The sequence below is a fragment of the Cochleicola gelatinilyticus genome, assembly GCF_001637325.1.
GTDB classification, from domain to species: Bacteria; Bacteroidota; Bacteroidia; order Flavobacteriales; family Flavobacteriaceae; genus Cochleicola; species Cochleicola gelatinilyticus.
In genome coordinates, this window is sequence record NZ_LRXL01000037.1 from 26,259 (window position 1) to 39,833 (window position 13,575).

The 13,575-nt window shown below is 38.1% G+C and carries 14 protein-coding genes; 8 read left to right on the forward strand and 6 right to left on the reverse strand.

Going from position 1 to position 13,575, the window contains the following annotated elements:
* Window positions 1-6: 6 nt before the first annotated feature.
* Window positions 7-771 (reverse strand): glycosyltransferase family 2 protein, encoded by a 765-nt coding sequence (locus ULVI_RS07820; RefSeq protein WP_068591528.1) that lies wholly within the window; start codon window positions 769-771, stop codon window positions 7-9.
* 108 nt (window positions 772-879) lie between these two features.
* Entirely contained in the window at window positions 880-1,617 is a 738-nt protein-coding gene (locus ULVI_RS07825) for a glycosyltransferase family 2 protein (protein ID WP_082830815.1), read from the reverse strand.
* Window positions 1,618-1,730: 113 nt separating this feature from the next.
* Between ULVI_RS07825 and ULVI_RS07830 the strand changes: the two genes are divergently transcribed.
* Together ULVI_RS07830 and ULVI_RS07835 are read left to right on the forward strand one after the other, a co-directional pair.
* Window positions 1,731-2,555 carry a glycosyltransferase family 2 protein gene (locus tag ULVI_RS07830; RefSeq protein WP_068591532.1) on the forward strand — a complete coding sequence of 275 codons (825 nt, stop codon included), beginning with the start codon at window positions 1,731-1,733 and terminating at the stop codon, window positions 2,553-2,555.
* Window position 2,556: 1 nt separating this feature from the next.
* Window positions 2,557-3,375, forward strand: a complete 819-nt coding sequence (locus tag ULVI_RS07835) for a glycosyltransferase family 2 protein (RefSeq protein ID WP_068591535.1) — start codon at window positions 2,557-2,559, stop codon at window positions 3,373-3,375.
* A 291-nt stretch (window positions 3,376-3,666) separates the two neighbouring features.
* On the opposite strand, the gene ULVI_RS07840 is transcribed toward ULVI_RS07835, so the two are convergent.
* Window positions 3,667-4,740, reverse strand: coding sequence for a glycosyltransferase family 9 protein (locus ULVI_RS07840; RefSeq protein ID WP_068591537.1), 1,074 nt, complete (start codon window positions 4,738-4,740; stop codon window positions 3,667-3,669).
* A gap of 51 nt (window positions 4,741-4,791) precedes the next feature.
* On the opposite strand from ULVI_RS07840, the gene ULVI_RS07845 reads away from it, so the two are divergent.
* Window positions 4,792-5,550, forward strand: a complete 759-nt coding sequence (locus ULVI_RS07845) for a lipopolysaccharide kinase InaA family protein (protein WP_068591539.1) — start codon at window positions 4,792-4,794, stop codon at window positions 5,548-5,550.
* Between the two features lie 29 nt (window positions 5,551-5,579).
* Here the strand turns inward: ULVI_RS07845 and ULVI_RS07850 are convergent, their stop codons facing one another.
* The gene (locus ULVI_RS07850) at window positions 5,580-6,593 is read right to left on the reverse strand and encodes an LLM class flavin-dependent oxidoreductase (protein WP_068591541.1); all 1,014 of its coding nucleotides are present in this window, start codon (window positions 6,591-6,593) and stop codon (window positions 5,580-5,582) included.
* Between the two features lie 81 nt (window positions 6,594-6,674).
* Window positions 6,675-7,490 (reverse strand): 2,3,4,5-tetrahydropyridine-2,6-dicarboxylate N-succinyltransferase, encoded by an 816-nt coding sequence (locus ULVI_RS07855; protein ID WP_068591543.1) that lies wholly within the window; start codon window positions 7,488-7,490, stop codon window positions 6,675-6,677.
* 183 nt (window positions 7,491-7,673) lie between these two features.
* On the opposite strand from ULVI_RS07855, the gene ruvX reads away from it, so the two are divergent.
* The 5 genes from ruvX to ULVI_RS07880 all read left to right on the forward strand — a co-directional run bounded on the left by ruvX (window position 7,674) and on the right by ULVI_RS07880 (window position 11,336).
* Complete coding sequence (gene ruvX / locus ULVI_RS07860; RefSeq protein ID WP_068591545.1) at window positions 7,674-8,084, forward strand: Holliday junction resolvase RuvX; 411 nt, start codon at window positions 7,674-7,676, stop codon at window positions 8,082-8,084.
* Between the two features lie 92 nt (window positions 8,085-8,176).
* Window positions 8,177-8,767, forward strand: a complete 591-nt coding sequence (def, locus tag ULVI_RS07865) for a peptide deformylase (protein WP_068591547.1) — start codon at window positions 8,177-8,179, stop codon at window positions 8,765-8,767.
* 99 nt (window positions 8,768-8,866) lie between these two features.
* Window positions 8,867-9,445 carry a DUF5606 family protein gene (locus ULVI_RS07870; RefSeq protein ID WP_068591549.1) on the forward strand — a complete coding sequence of 193 codons (579 nt, stop codon included), beginning with the start codon at window positions 8,867-8,869 and terminating at the stop codon, window positions 9,443-9,445.
* A 138-nt stretch (window positions 9,446-9,583) separates the two neighbouring features.
* Window positions 9,584-10,357, forward strand: coding sequence for a nucleoside triphosphate pyrophosphohydrolase (gene mazG, locus ULVI_RS07875; RefSeq protein WP_068591552.1), 774 nt, complete (start codon window positions 9,584-9,586; stop codon window positions 10,355-10,357).
* A 40-nt stretch (window positions 10,358-10,397) separates the two neighbouring features.
* Window positions 10,398-11,336 carry an FAD-dependent oxidoreductase gene (locus tag ULVI_RS07880; protein WP_068591554.1) on the forward strand — a complete coding sequence of 313 codons (939 nt, stop codon included), beginning with the start codon at window positions 10,398-10,400 and terminating at the stop codon, window positions 11,334-11,336.
* A 52-nt stretch (window positions 11,337-11,388) separates the two neighbouring features.
* Here the strand turns inward: ULVI_RS07880 and ULVI_RS07885 are convergent, their stop codons facing one another.
* Window positions 11,389-13,500, reverse strand: a complete 2,112-nt coding sequence (locus ULVI_RS07885; protein ID WP_068591556.1) for a DUF349 domain-containing protein — start codon at window positions 13,498-13,500, stop codon at window positions 11,389-11,391.
* Window positions 13,501-13,575: the final 75 nt, after the last annotated feature.

Here is a 13,575-nt window from a genome sequence, read left to right on the forward strand (position 1 = left end):
TCAAAATTAGTTTAATTTTCGGTACAACAACCACAGATTTACGTACCGTTTAAAAACTCCAAAAGCACTCACATACGCCAAGATAAATCCTTCTTTTCCGTCTAAAATCCCTAGTTTTATAAAATACTGATGCACAAACCGCCACCAGGGACGTACAATAAAATGATAATAAGTTGGTTTCTTTTTCTTTTCGTACAGCATATTGCCTTGCAGTTCGCTGTAACGATGGATCTTTACGGTATAGGCGTCAAACGATTTGTACGTATAATGCGGAAGTGATTCCCGAAGCGTTGCAGTAGCACCATCAACTTCAAGGGTTTCGTGGACTAATTGATCGTTGTACCGACCGTGTTTTTTTTGAAATACCCGAATCACCGAATCATTCTGCATCCCGCTGTATTTAATACGTTTGTTCATAAAGTAGAAGTCACGATCTACGAAAAATGCAACTTCTTTGGGGTTAGCGGCAATCGTTGTCTGAATTTCTTCGGAAAGCGCCGGCGTTACAATTTCATCGAGATCAAAAAAGATGATCCAGTCATGACTTGCTTTTGAAAGTGCAAAGTTTTTCTGTGCAGAAAAGTTATCGAAGGTCCGTTGGAAGACGGTTACATTTTTATAAGCAGCGGCAAGTTCTACTGTTTTATCACTACTATAAGAATCTACAATCACGATCTCATCCGCAAACGAAACGCTATCAATGTAACTTTCAATAGAAGCTGCTTCATTTAGGGTAATGGCAAGTGCCGTAATTTTCGGGATGGTTTTCAATCGGTTTTATTCGTTTCAGCAAAAATACGTAATTCAAGATTCAGAAGGGGATTCATAGTTTTAAGATTCAGTACAAAAATTAATTACAGTTTTTTTATACTGCACACGCTATCGCATGCCTTTATTAAGTAGCATTAATTTCACATACCTCGAAAAAACACCATACGCATTTACTGCGGCAACCGTCATTCCCGGGACGCCGTCGCGAAAGCCTCCTTTTAAAATAAAAGAACTAAAGAAGCGATACATGGGTTTAAAGAATAAATGAAACCATGTGACCTGCTTATTTTTATTCTGTAACTGCTCCGCTTGAAACCAAGCATACGATTCTTTTTTAGCGATGTAATTGTTCAATCCTTTGTAGGTATAATGAAGCATTTTGTGGGTAAGCTTTCCAACGCTTCCTTCACAATGCAATTTCTCATGAACCAATCCTGAAAAATGAGCATTTTCTCTTTTTACCAGTCGCAATACATCGTCGCTATGATGATAAAGAAAACGATTCATATAAAAATGCGGAAAATTAATTTTGTACCCGCCGTGTTTGGGAGCTGCGATGGTCGCTTTTATTTCTGCTTCCAACGAATGGGTAACACGCTCGTCTGCATCTAAAAAAAGTACCCAGTCACAGGTTGCATGCTCCAAGGCATAATTTTTTTGATTGGAAAAATTATCAAATTCCCGTTGCACTACTTTCGTAACCAAAGGTGTCGCAATCGCTACAGTCTCATCGGTACTATACGAATCGATTAGGATGATCTCATCGGCAAAGGCAACCGAACGAATCGCATCTTCAATAAAAGCTGCTTCATTAAAAGAAGGAATAATAACAGATAACGTCGCCATGATACAAACTTAGGAAATGTCTTCCATATAATCTTCGTGCCTATTAGAACTTTCCGTAGTGCATTTAAAAGCCAACGAATGGAAACAACCGAAATACTACTATATTTGTACCAATGAATGCACCCGATACTTCCATTATAATTAGTACCTACAATTCTCCACAGTGGCTTGAGAAAGTATTGTATGGGTATAATAACCAGACCTACCGCATGTTCGAGATCGTCATCGCTGATGATGGCTCTAAACAGGAAACAAAAGAATTGATCGAACAGATGCGGACTGTTGTATTTTACCCGATTATACATGTCTGGCATGAGGATAACGGGTTTCAGAAATCTCAAATTCTTAATAAAGCCACCATGCAATGCACTACGCCTTATATTATAATGAGTGACGGCGATTGCATTCCCAGAAAAGACTTTGTAGAGCAACACGTAAAGTACAGAGAAGAAGGCTATTTTTTAAGTGGGGGATATTTTATGTTGCCTATGGAACTCTCTACAGCAATTACAAAAGAAGACATTTATACCGAACGTTGTTTCGATGTAAAATGGCTTAAGCAACACGGATTAAAAACATCTTTTAAAAATAATAAGTTGTCTTCGGGCCCTATAAAAGCAGCTGTTTTAAATACAATTACCCCAACCAATGCCAGCTGGAACGGTCACAATGCTTCTGGATGGAAAGAAGATATTGTCGCTGTAAACGGGTTCGACGAACGCATGCAATATGGAGGGCAAGACCGTGAACTGGGGGAACGATTGTTTCATTACGGAATTAAAAGCAAACAGATTCGTTACAATGCAGTCGTGATTCATTTAGACCATCCAAGAGGATATAAAAATCAAGAATCTATCAATAAAAACCGCGCGATTCGTGATGCTACCAAAGAGGAGAAAAAGAAATGGACCGATTTCGGAATTGTAAAACCCACCTAATTTGACTACTTCGGTTTCAGTAATTATCAGTACCTATAATCAACCCGAATGGTTGCAGAAATGCTTGTGGGGATTTGAGCAGCAGACCCACACCGACTTCGAAATTGTGATTGCAGACGATGGTTCTTCGCAAGCAACCGAAACCCTGATAAAAACATTTCAGAAAAAATCTTCTTTAAAAATAACTCACGTCTGGCAAGAAGACGACGGATTTCAAAAAACAAAGATTCTCAATAAAGCGATTGTCGCTTCAAAAGGTACCTATCTTATTTTTACCGATGGCGATTGCATTCCGCGAAACGATTTTATAGCCAAACACCTTCGCTTGCGAAAGCCAAACTGTTTTTTATCGGGTGGCTATTTTAAACTACCAATGACCGTTTCCGAAGCGATTTCAGAAAAAGACATTAAGGAGCAAAATTGCTTTAACGCCTCTTGGTTGGTGGAAAAAGGTGTAAAAAAAACCTTCAAAATAAACAAGCTCACCTCTCACGGAATTAAAGAAAAACTATTAAATACCTTAACTCCAACGAAAGCAACTTGGGACGGAAACAATGCCTCAGGCTGGCGAAAAGAGATACTTGCCGTGAATGGTTTTGACGAGCGCATGCGTTACGGCGGAGAAGACCGCGAACTGGGCGAACGCATGATGAATAACGGAATTAAAGCGCTTCAAATTCGATACAGTGCGGTGACGGTCCATCTCGATCACGAGCGCGGTTATGTCACACAACAAATGATCGATGCGAACAAAGCAATACGACACACTACAAAGCAGCAGAAAAAAGTGTGGACAGAATTTGGCATCGATAAAGGTTAATTTTAGTGGTTGGGCAAGCCCCTAGGTCGGGTCGGGCTTTCATCGCTACACGGTAGCATCTTCAATCCCTCTTGCAAATAAAATTATTACTCAGTAGCTTTAGTAAGCTCCCTTCCTTTAAAAGAAAACTGGGGAAGGATGTTCTACACGAAATAATTCCAATGATACTTTTCTATAAAAAGAGATTTTTAAAAAGAGATTTAGTAAGCTCCCTTCCTTTGAAGGAAGCGCTGGGGAAGGATGTTCTTCTTAAAATAGCAGCAACTCAATCATGAAGTCCACACCACTCAACTATTTCTCAAATCCTTTTAAATGATGTTGAAGGAACGGTATTAATTTACCAAGAATCAGTTCCGGGGTGAGTTTTCTGTATAAAAGTTCCGGATTTTCTTCAATCTTCTTGGTCTCTTCCCGGCTGAACGATGTATAGAGATCGGGTTGTTCTTCTAGTAAATGAATAGATTCATGAAATTTTCCGTCTTCAAAACTATTCCAAGCATCTTTATCTATGTAAGGAGAATAGATTGTAAACGTGGGCTTGTCGAGAGCCTTTGTAATGTGCACGCTACCACCTTCATTAGAAACCAATAGATCACATTGATTCATAAGCACCGCAAAATCACGAATCGAATCTGCATACACATCGAGGTTGATCTGCGCTTTATCATCACATAATTCATAAATTTTTTGCGCTTCTGTTTTTTGATGAGGTGCATAATTAAAAAGCAGCGTTGCTCGATACGTTGCTGTGATGTAATTAATTAATTCGGCAATATATTCATATGGCATCGATTTCTGTGGCGTGCTTCCTAAAACCCCCAGCATGATCACAGGCTTTTCTATCCCATTTAAAACAGCACTATTCTGTTCTTCCGAAGTGAGAAAAATTTTAGGCACGGTATCGGGAGTTGGGAGTTCAAAAACCGATTCCACCAAATGAATACGATCTTCAATAGCCCTTCCGCAAATGAGCGTTGCTTTTTTCTTAAAATTAATTGGGTGCGTATAGAAAGGAAGTCGTAGTTTTTTTTCAGCACGTTTAAATCCGATGCGATACTCTGCTTTGCTAAACAAACACATCATTCGGCTTTGAAACTTCGCGTAGGGATCGAAAATTATATCATAACCCGCACGACGAATGCCATCGATGGTCTCTATAAGAATGTTAATTTTCTTAAGCTCTTTCTCTTTTACACGAATAATATGGTCGATGTTCGGATTGTTTTCAAGAACTCCGGTGGTATAATCGTAGGCAAAAAAATGTACTTCGCTATCGGGAAATACTGTTTTAATATTATTGGCGATCACTGAACTAAGCAGCACATCACCAATTCTTTTGTTTTGTATTACGAGTATTTTCTTCATTAGCGTTACCTTCGCAAAGTACGTTGTTTTTAAAGTTTTTTAAAATTTATAATGAAAGAAGTTTTTGTGGTTCATCCAAAATATGAGGCATTCCGAAAGGAGTTACAGCACCTTTTTCATTCTTTTGAGAATAGCGGTGAATACGTTACAAAAGGGGAGCGCAATGTCATTAAAAAAGTGAATTTGAATGACACAGTAATCACGATAAAAAAGTTTAAAGATCCCAATTTCATTCAACGCTTTGTATATCAGTTTCTCAGGAAAAGCAAGGCAAAACGTTCTTTTGAATATGCCTCGAAATTAATCGATTTGGATATTAAAACCCCGTTTCCTGTCGCGTATGCTGAAACCTTTTCCGCAGGACTTACCACTAGTTTTTACGCCTGTGAGCATATTAATTACGATTTCGATTTTAGAGTATTAATACATCAGCCGAAATTTCCCAACCGAGAAGAAATTCTAAAACAGTTTACTGCATTTACCTTTAAACTTCACGAAAATGGGATCAACTTTTTAGACCATTCTCCTGGTAATACCCTCGTGGTTGATAAAGGAACTAACGAATACGAGTTTTATCTCATCGATCTAAACAGAATGCGTTTTGAACCAATGGATTTCGAAAAGCGAATGCATAATTTTCGGCGTTTATGGCCTTCAAAAACAATGATCACGATCATGGCTGCAGAATATGCGAAACTTTCTGGTCGTTCGTTTGAAGAGGTGCATAGTAGTATGTCTTCGCATGTTAGGACCTTTCAGAAGAAAAAAAACGCAAAAAAAATCCGAAAGCAGACGTGGAGACGAAAATAAGTGTGTGAGCTACTTCTTTTTAATTGTACTTATTCAGCTTCGTTCAATTCCTTCATAATTTCAGCAAACTTAGTATAAGAATACACCCGATCGCTGTGATCATAAATATTAGTGGCGGCAATAAGTTCGTGCACATTGGTTTTTTCTAAAAACTCTTTTATTTGTGTTTTTACAGTGTCCTTGCTTCCAATAAAAGAATACTTCAGCATTTTCTGTACCGCTGGATGCTGCATGACTTCTTCTAAATCGGGAGTCATTTCGACGGGCGCTTGCACATAACCTCTTTTCCCAGTTAAGATACCTACGATCATTTTAACGAAAGAGGTGGAAATTTTTTGTGCGGCCTCATCGGTGGGTGCTATAATGATATTTACGCCAGCTATGGTATATGGGGTTTTTAATGTTTTAGAAGCGGTAAACTCATTTCGATAGATCTCTAGGGCATCAAATAAATGCGTTGTTGCAAAGTGACTTGCAAAAGCGTACGGCAAACCTTTCTGTGCAGCTAAATGCGCACTGTCTGTACTAGAACCTAAAATATAAAGCGGGACATTAACACCTTCAGCAACAGTGGCTCGAACCTTTGCGTTGCTATTTTCAGAAGAAAAATAGGTTTCAATTTTTTGAATTTCAGAAGGAAACGAATGTGCTGCCTGCATAAAATCGGAACGAATTGCCTGAGCCGTTTGCGGATCGGTTCCGGGGGCGCGTCCTAATCCGAGATCGATTCGGTTTGGATACAAAGCTCCCAACGTACCGAACTGTTCTGCCACGATCAATGGCGAATGATTGGGAAGCATAATTCCACCAGAGCCTACTCTAATCGATTGGGTTTCTTGCGCTACATAGCCTATAAGTACGACGGTGGCACTACTTCCAATAGCGATAGAATTGTGATGCTCAGCAAGCCAATACCGTTTGTACTCGTTTTGGTCTGCAACTTGAGCCAGTTCAAGAGAATTATTAAACGTCTCTTTTAAGGAACGTCCTTCTGAGATAAGTACAAGGTCTAAAACTGAATATGCCGTTTGTTTCGTATTCATAGTTACACAAATTCAAAGTAATGAGGAATTTCAGCACGTTATAAGTACGGCTGATTTATTAAGTTATAAAGCAACAAATTATTAAACGGCTACATTGTACTCACGCAAGGCATCATTGAGCGATGTCTTTTTGTTGGTGCTTTCTTTGCGGGTTCCAATAATCAATGCGCAGGGTACGTTAAATGTTCCCGCTGGAAATTGCTTGGCGTAGCTTCCAGGTATTACCACCGATCGTGCTGGAACAACTCCTTTTTTCTCCACTGGTTGTTCTCCCGTAACATCGATAATTTTAGTGGAAGCAGTTAATACAACGTTTGCTCCTAGCACAGCTTCTTTTTCTACACGAACGCCTTCAACCACGATGCAACGGGAGCCAATGAATGCATTGTCTTCAATAATTACAGGGGCTGCCTGTAATGGTTCTAATACACCGCCAATTCCAACGCCGCCACTCAAGTGTACCTGTTTGCCGATTTGCGCACAACTACCAACTGTTGCCCAAGTATCTACCATCGTCCCTTCATCGACATAGGCACCGATATTGACATAACTCGGCATTAGAATTACTCCTTTCGAGATATAGGCGCCATGGCGTGCAACTGCGTGAGGCACTACTCGAATTCCTTTAGCTTCATACCCACGTTTCAGAGGAATTTTATCGTGATATTCGAAAATACCAGCTTCCATCGTTTCCATTTTCTGAATCGGGAAATATAATACGACTGCCTTTTTTACCCATTCGTTTACTTGCCATCCATTTGCGGTAGGTTCGGCACAACGTAACGTTCCTTCATCACATTGTTTTACTACTTCACGAATGGCCGCAATGGTTTTAGGATTGGTTAAAAGGGATCGATCATCCCATGCTTTTTCTATGGTTTTTTGTAGTTCGTTCATGGATACTTGCTTCAGATATAGTTAAAAACAGAAAGCATTAGTTCGTATTTAGTAATTGATAATAAACGAGAGGAGAATTTCCCGTTTTCGATGTACTTTCCGTAGTACAAATATAACGCTCACTACCGAAAACAGAATACATTTTAGCATACTATTAAACATTCACTTATTTTTGCACCGAATATGGGAAGAATTTTAGCAATAGATTACGGCACAAAACGAACAGGCATCGCAATCACAGATGAAATGCAGTTGATAGCGTCGGGTTTAACGACAGTTGCTACGAACGAATTACTTTTATTTCTGAAACAATATGTAGCTACTGAAAAAGTAGAACTATTTCTCATGGGAGAACCTACCCAAAAAGATGGTTCGCCGTCTGATGTGGAAGAAGAAATTAAACCCTTTCTGAAACAACTTTCTGAAGCCATTCCCGATATTCCCGTTAAAAGAGTGGATGAACGGTTTAGTAGCAAACGCGCGTTTCAAACCATGATTGACAGCGGATTGAAAAAAAAACAACGCAGAAATAAAGCATTGATCGATGAGATTAGTGCGACCATAATTTTGCAAGATTACCTTTATAATAAGTGATTATTAAGGAATCTTGTATGCGATACTTTATGCTAAAAGAAAAAAGTATTCAAGAAGCAAGTACAAAGAATAAAGAAAAATAATTTACACAGATGATATTACCCATTGTAGCTTACGGAGATCCCGTTTTACGAAAAGAATGCAAAGCGATCACAGAAGACTATCCAAACTTGGATGCATTACTCGAGAATATGTTCGAGACGATGTATGCCGCACATGGTATTGGTCTGGCGGCACCTCAAATTGGAGTTCCAGTGCGTATCTTTATTGTTGATGCAACTCCATTTGAAGACGATGAAGATCTGTCTGAGGAAGAACAAAAATTTGTTTCAACCTTTAAAAAGGTATTTATCAATGCCACGATCATTGAAGAAAGTGGCGACGAATGGGCATTTAATGAAGGATGTCTTAGCATCCCAGATGTACGCGAAGATGTGTTTCGTCAACCAGATATTGTGATTGAGTATCAGGATGAAAATTTTAAAAAACATACCGAGAAATTCAGTGGTATTGTAGCCCGGATCATTCAACATGAATACGATCATATTGAAGGAATTTTGTTTACCGATAAACTCTCTCCTCTTAAAAAACGACTCATAAAGAGTAAGTTGACTAATATTTCGAAAGGAAAAACAAACATCGATTACCGTATGCGGTATCCAAAAGCTAAAAAGAAACGTTAACGCCTTTGGATTATTCATACAAACCCTGCATATTTGTAGCCTTTTGAAAAAATACATGCCGTTCTAAAAGGGACTGGCGTACCACTAATATTGAATTTTATGAATTTAGAGAAAATATTATCGATCTCCGGAAAACCGGGTTTATACAAATTAACCACACAAACACGTGCCGGTTTTTTAGCAGAGTCGTTGCTAGATGGTAAGCGTATCAGTGTCGGTGGACGTCACAATGTAAGTCTATTAAGTGAGATCGCTATTTATACTTTAACTGAAGAAGTGCCTTTGCGAGAGGTTTTTGCAAAGATTTCTGAAAAGGAAGATGGAGGAGAGGCTATTAATCATAAAGTGCCAAAGATCGAATTAGAAGAATATTTCTTTTCTGTGCTTCCCGATTATGATGAAGATCGCGTGTATGCGAGTGACATTAAAAAAGTGATACAATGGTATAATCTTTTAGTGAAAAACGGATATACAGATTTTTCTGAAGAGACTGCTGCAACAGATAAAAATTCGGAGGAAGCTTCTGAAGAAAACGAAGAAAAAGAAGGAAAGACAAAAGCTGTAAAGAAAGCACCAGCAAAAGGAAAAGTGAAACCTGCTGCAAAAACAGCTACTCCTAAGGCTACTTCAGCTAAAAAGGGAGGCGCTGCTAAAAATACTTCCGCTAGGAAAAAGTAGAATCTCTTTCTATAATCATACAAAACCTGTTGTCTTTAAAGCAACAGGTTTTTTTGTTTACGCTTTTTTATAATTCTTTTAATCTCTGTATATGAATTATACTAGCTTTGTGAAAACCCATTTGGAAATTAGCACACTATGAATTCAAGAAAATCCCAATTAGAAGCCTTTGACCGACTCCTAACAATAATGGACGAACTTCGGGAGCAATGCCCGTGGGACAAAAAGCAAACGATGGAAACTCTGCGCCATTTAACCATTGAGGAGACTTATGAGTTGGGCGATGCGATTCTCGAAAAAGACCTTCAGGAAGTAAAGGGCGAGTTGGGCGACCTGCTGCTTCACATAGTTTTTTATGCTAAGATAGGGAGCGAGACCAACGATTTCGATATTGCCGATGTCACAAATCAGATCTGTGAAAAACTTATTTCGAGACATCCACATATCTACGGAGATGTTGAAGTTGCAAATGAAGAAGAAGTAAAACAAAACTGGGAGAATCTTAAATTAAAAGAAGGAAAAACCAGTGTACTTCAAGGAGTTCCAAAATCACTTCCAGCACTGGTAAAAGCAAATCGTATTCAAGATAAAGTAGCAGGTGTCGGCTTCGATTGGGAAGAACCCCAACAGGTATTCGAAAAGCTTCAGGAAGAATTGGAAGAATTGCAGCATGAAATTTCCGAAGAAAATACCGATAAAATCGAATCTGAATTTGGAGATGTCTTATTTTCAATGATCAATTATGCGCGTTTTCTAAATGTAGATCCAGAAAATGCACTAGAAAGAACTAACAAGAAATTTATTAAACGATTTCAGTACCTTGAAGGAAAAGCAGCATCGCAAGGAAAAGCAATGAAAGATATGACGCTCGCAGAAATGGATGTGTACTGGGAAGAAGCGAAGTTATTGTAACATCTCAATACATATTAAATATATTAATAGTGATGTAGCTATGAAAACTGTAACGGTTGTTGGTTCTGGAATTATTGGTTTAACCACGGCAATTGCCTTGCAAGAAAAGGGTTTTCAAGTAATGATTCTGGCTAAAGAATGTTACGAAAAAACCTTATCCAGTAAAGTGGGCGCAATATGGTTTCCCTTTGAAATTTACCCTTTAGAAAAAGCAAATCTATGGGCAGCAATGTCTTACCAACGATATAAAAAAGAAGCCAGGAAAAAGAGTGGAGTTACGTTCATCCCATTTATATCGGCATATACAGTTAAAAGTAACATAGATTGGATTCAACAATTGCCTGAAGGAGCGGTGCGGGAAGCAACTAAAGAAGAACTTCCTTCAGGAATGAGAATGGGACATGTAGCATGTGTTCCGTTAGCCGAACCTCCTTTCTACCTTCCTTATTTATTCCAGTTATTTTTAGATAGTGGAGGAACATTTAGAAAGCAAACTATTACATCGATCGAGGTATTAAGTAGATTGGATGATTGGGTAGTAAATTGTACAGGGTTGGGGGCAAAGATCCTTTGTAATGATGATGCCATGTACCCTATTAGAGGACAAATTTTACGTTGTGCTAAGCTAAATACTATGTCTTTTGCAGATGGAACCCGAAAGGGTAATTTATGTTATGTAATTAACCGAAGTGAAGATGCTATTATTGGGGGTACTGATTACAAAAACGACTGGAATATAAACACAGATATGGCCGATACAGATTTAATTTTAAACAGATTAAATGGATTTAATGTTAGTGCAGAAGTTCCAAAAATAAAAGAAATCGTGGTAGGATTACGTCCGGGGAGGACTGCTGTACGTTTTGAATTTGATCCTGTGCATGCAAATTTATTTCATAACTATGGTCATGGAGGAGCAGGGTATACAGTAGCCTGGGGATGTGCTACGGAGCTTGCGACAATTATGAGTAGCAAATAGCTTTTTAGGTTACTGCTTTAAAAAAACATTACGCTACACATTTAAAATCACATTATTCTCCTGTTTCCCGAACCGATTTAATTTTAGACAACTTCGCTTTCCATACTTCAAGTTGTTCTTTATGGCGATTAATATTTTTATGCACTTCTTTCACCATTGGATTGTCATCGGGAACATGTTGGAAAAACCCTAAGTTGTTTTCCAATTGCATAATTTCTGCTTTCGTTTCTTCAATTTTTTTGGAAATAAAGAAATGTTCATTTCGTAATTTGCGATCATCGTCCCGATTTGTAAGCGTATTTAATTTGTTGTCGAATTTTATTAATTCGGTTTCTTTTTTATCGAGGTCCAATTTGCCGAACATTCCATCAAGCGCTTTGTTAAACTTTTGCTCAACAGATCGTTTATTATAAGGTACACGTCCTATTTCTTTCCAAGATTTTATCTGTTCTTTAATTCCCTTAAGATCTTCTTTATGATCTCCGGTAAACTTAAAGTCATCTAGCTTCTCTAGGAGTGCAATTTTTGCTTCGTAATTTGCTACTTCTTCTTTGTTAGCTTCATTTTTTTGCGCATGTAGGCGATCAAAATAATAATTACAAGCAGCTTTAAACTCTTTCCAAATGGCGTCGCTATCTTTTCTTGGTACGTGTCCTATTTGTCTCCAATCGTTTTGAATTTTCTTCATTAAAGGAGTGACCGTGTCAAAATCTTCACTGTCTTTATGTTTTTCAGCAACTGCTACAAGCTCACGTTTCTTTTCTAGATTTGTGTATTGTTCTTTTTTCTGATTTTTATAAAAAGTGTTTTTGGCCTTATTAAAATTTCGAGTGGCTTCTTTAAATGTATTCCAAGTTTCTTTATTATGAGATCTTGGTACTTTTCCAATTTCAAAGTAGGCGTCTCTCATTTTTTGTACCTCTTTCATTGCACTCTGCCATGCCTTATGGCTCGACCCTGTGTTTTCTGTAACTTCCCCAATTTTAGCAATTAGGTTTTTCTTTGCAACAAGATTTTCTTCGAATTTAGCTTCTTGTTCCTGCAGCTGTGCTTGACGCTTATCGTGTATAACAGAGGTGGCAGCACTAAATTTATCCCACACTTCATCACGGTATTCTTTAGCGACAGGTCCAATCTCTTCTTTCCACATTTTATGAAGCATTTGTAACTCTCTAAATGCTTTATTGAGATCTTTTTGTTCTGCCAGTTCTTCGGCACGAATGATGAGTTTTAATTTCTGATCGAGATTGTGTTTAAAATCTAAATCACGAAATTCACGGTTTAAATGCAGAAAATCGTAAAAGTTCTCGACATGGTGGTGGTAGGTATTCCAAACAGTATTGTAAACATCTCTGGGAATCGCTCCCGCCTCATGCCAACGACTCTGTATGTCTTTAAAATGTTTGTACGTAGTATTTATGTTTTCTTCAGCACTTAGTAAGCCTTTCAACTCTTCAATAAGTGCTTCGCGCTTTTCTAAATTGGCTTGTAAGTCTTTCTTTAAACTCTTGTAGTAATTGTTTCTTTTCTCTTTGTAATCGAAATAAAGCGTGTTAAACTCTTTTTTAATAGGGGTGGAGTAGTAAAAATCGATGATATTTCCACCTTCTGCTAAAAATTCTTCTTTTTTCTGAGCAAGTTCCTCATTAAACTTTGAATTAAATTCTGAACGTATTTCTTCAACGTCATTCTTAATGGTCTGAATAGGTTGATTCTTCAACAGGGTTTCCAATTCCTTAATAAGATCTTTTTTAGACAACGTACTGTAATCTTTTTCATCTTTATCGTCTGTCTCGCTTTCCTCTTCATCGTCAGACGAGCTTACTTCCTCTTCGTCCTCTTCGTCTGAATTGTTCTCTTCTTCTGAATTGGGCGTATTCTCTTCTTTTACTTCAGAATTACTCTCTTCCTTTTTTTCTTCTGAAGGGGCAGCAACTTCTTTTTTAGAGGGTTCTTTTTCATCTGAAGGAGTTTTGCTTGAAGCCTCATCTAGCATGGCTTTTGGAAGGTCACTAGTCTCTTCTGAAACTGCTTCAGACTTAGAAGTTTCTGATGCTTTTTCTGCTTCTTCTTTCAATCCTTTTTCAAGGGGGCCAGTTGCTTCTGGAGAAGGAGTTTTCGGAGTAGTATTTTCTGTGTTTTCGGGAATTTTGTTGTCAGACATTTTTTTCAATGTTAAAGTTCGTCGTACTTGCTGGGTCAAGATACTAACAACTGCTTAATTGGCAAAGCCTGAGTG

Excerpts from the sequence above, each read along its gene's own strand:
- ULVI_RS07825 (WP_082830815.1), bottom strand. The coding sequence starts at position 1,617 with ATGGCGACGTTATCTGTTATTATTCCTTCTTTTAATGAAGCAGCTTTT.
- ULVI_RS07830 (WP_068591532.1), top strand. The coding sequence starts at position 1,731 with ATGAATGCACCCGATACTTCCATTATAATTAGTACCTACAATTCTCCA.
- ULVI_RS07840 (WP_068591537.1), bottom strand. The coding sequence starts at position 4,740 with ATGAAGAAAATACTCGTAATACAAAACAAAAGAATTGGTGATGTGCTG.
- ULVI_RS07845 (WP_068591539.1), top strand. The coding sequence starts at position 4,792 with ATGAAAGAAGTTTTTGTGGTTCATCCAAAATATGAGGCATTCCGAAAG.
- ULVI_RS07850 (WP_068591541.1), bottom strand. The coding sequence starts at position 6,593 with ATGAATACGAAACAAACGGCATATTCAGTTTTAGACCTTGTACTTATC.
- ULVI_RS07855 (WP_068591543.1), bottom strand. The coding sequence starts at position 7,490 with ATGAACGAACTACAAAAAACCATAGAAAAAGCATGGGATGATCGATCC.
- ruvX (WP_068591545.1), top strand. The coding sequence starts at position 7,674 with ATGGGAAGAATTTTAGCAATAGATTACGGCACAAAACGAACAGGCATC.
- def (WP_068591547.1), top strand. The coding sequence starts at position 8,177 with ATGATATTACCCATTGTAGCTTACGGAGATCCCGTTTTACGAAAAGAA.
- ULVI_RS07870 (WP_068591549.1), top strand. The coding sequence starts at position 8,867 with ATGAATTTAGAGAAAATATTATCGATCTCCGGAAAACCGGGTTTATAC.
- mazG (WP_068591552.1), top strand. The coding sequence starts at position 9,584 with ATGAATTCAAGAAAATCCCAATTAGAAGCCTTTGACCGACTCCTAACA.
- ULVI_RS07880 (WP_068591554.1), top strand. The coding sequence starts at position 10,398 with ATGAAAACTGTAACGGTTGTTGGTTCTGGAATTATTGGTTTAACCACG.
- ULVI_RS07885 (WP_068591556.1), bottom strand. The coding sequence starts at position 13,500 with ATGTCTGACAACAAAATTCCCGAAAACACAGAAAATACTACTCCGAAA.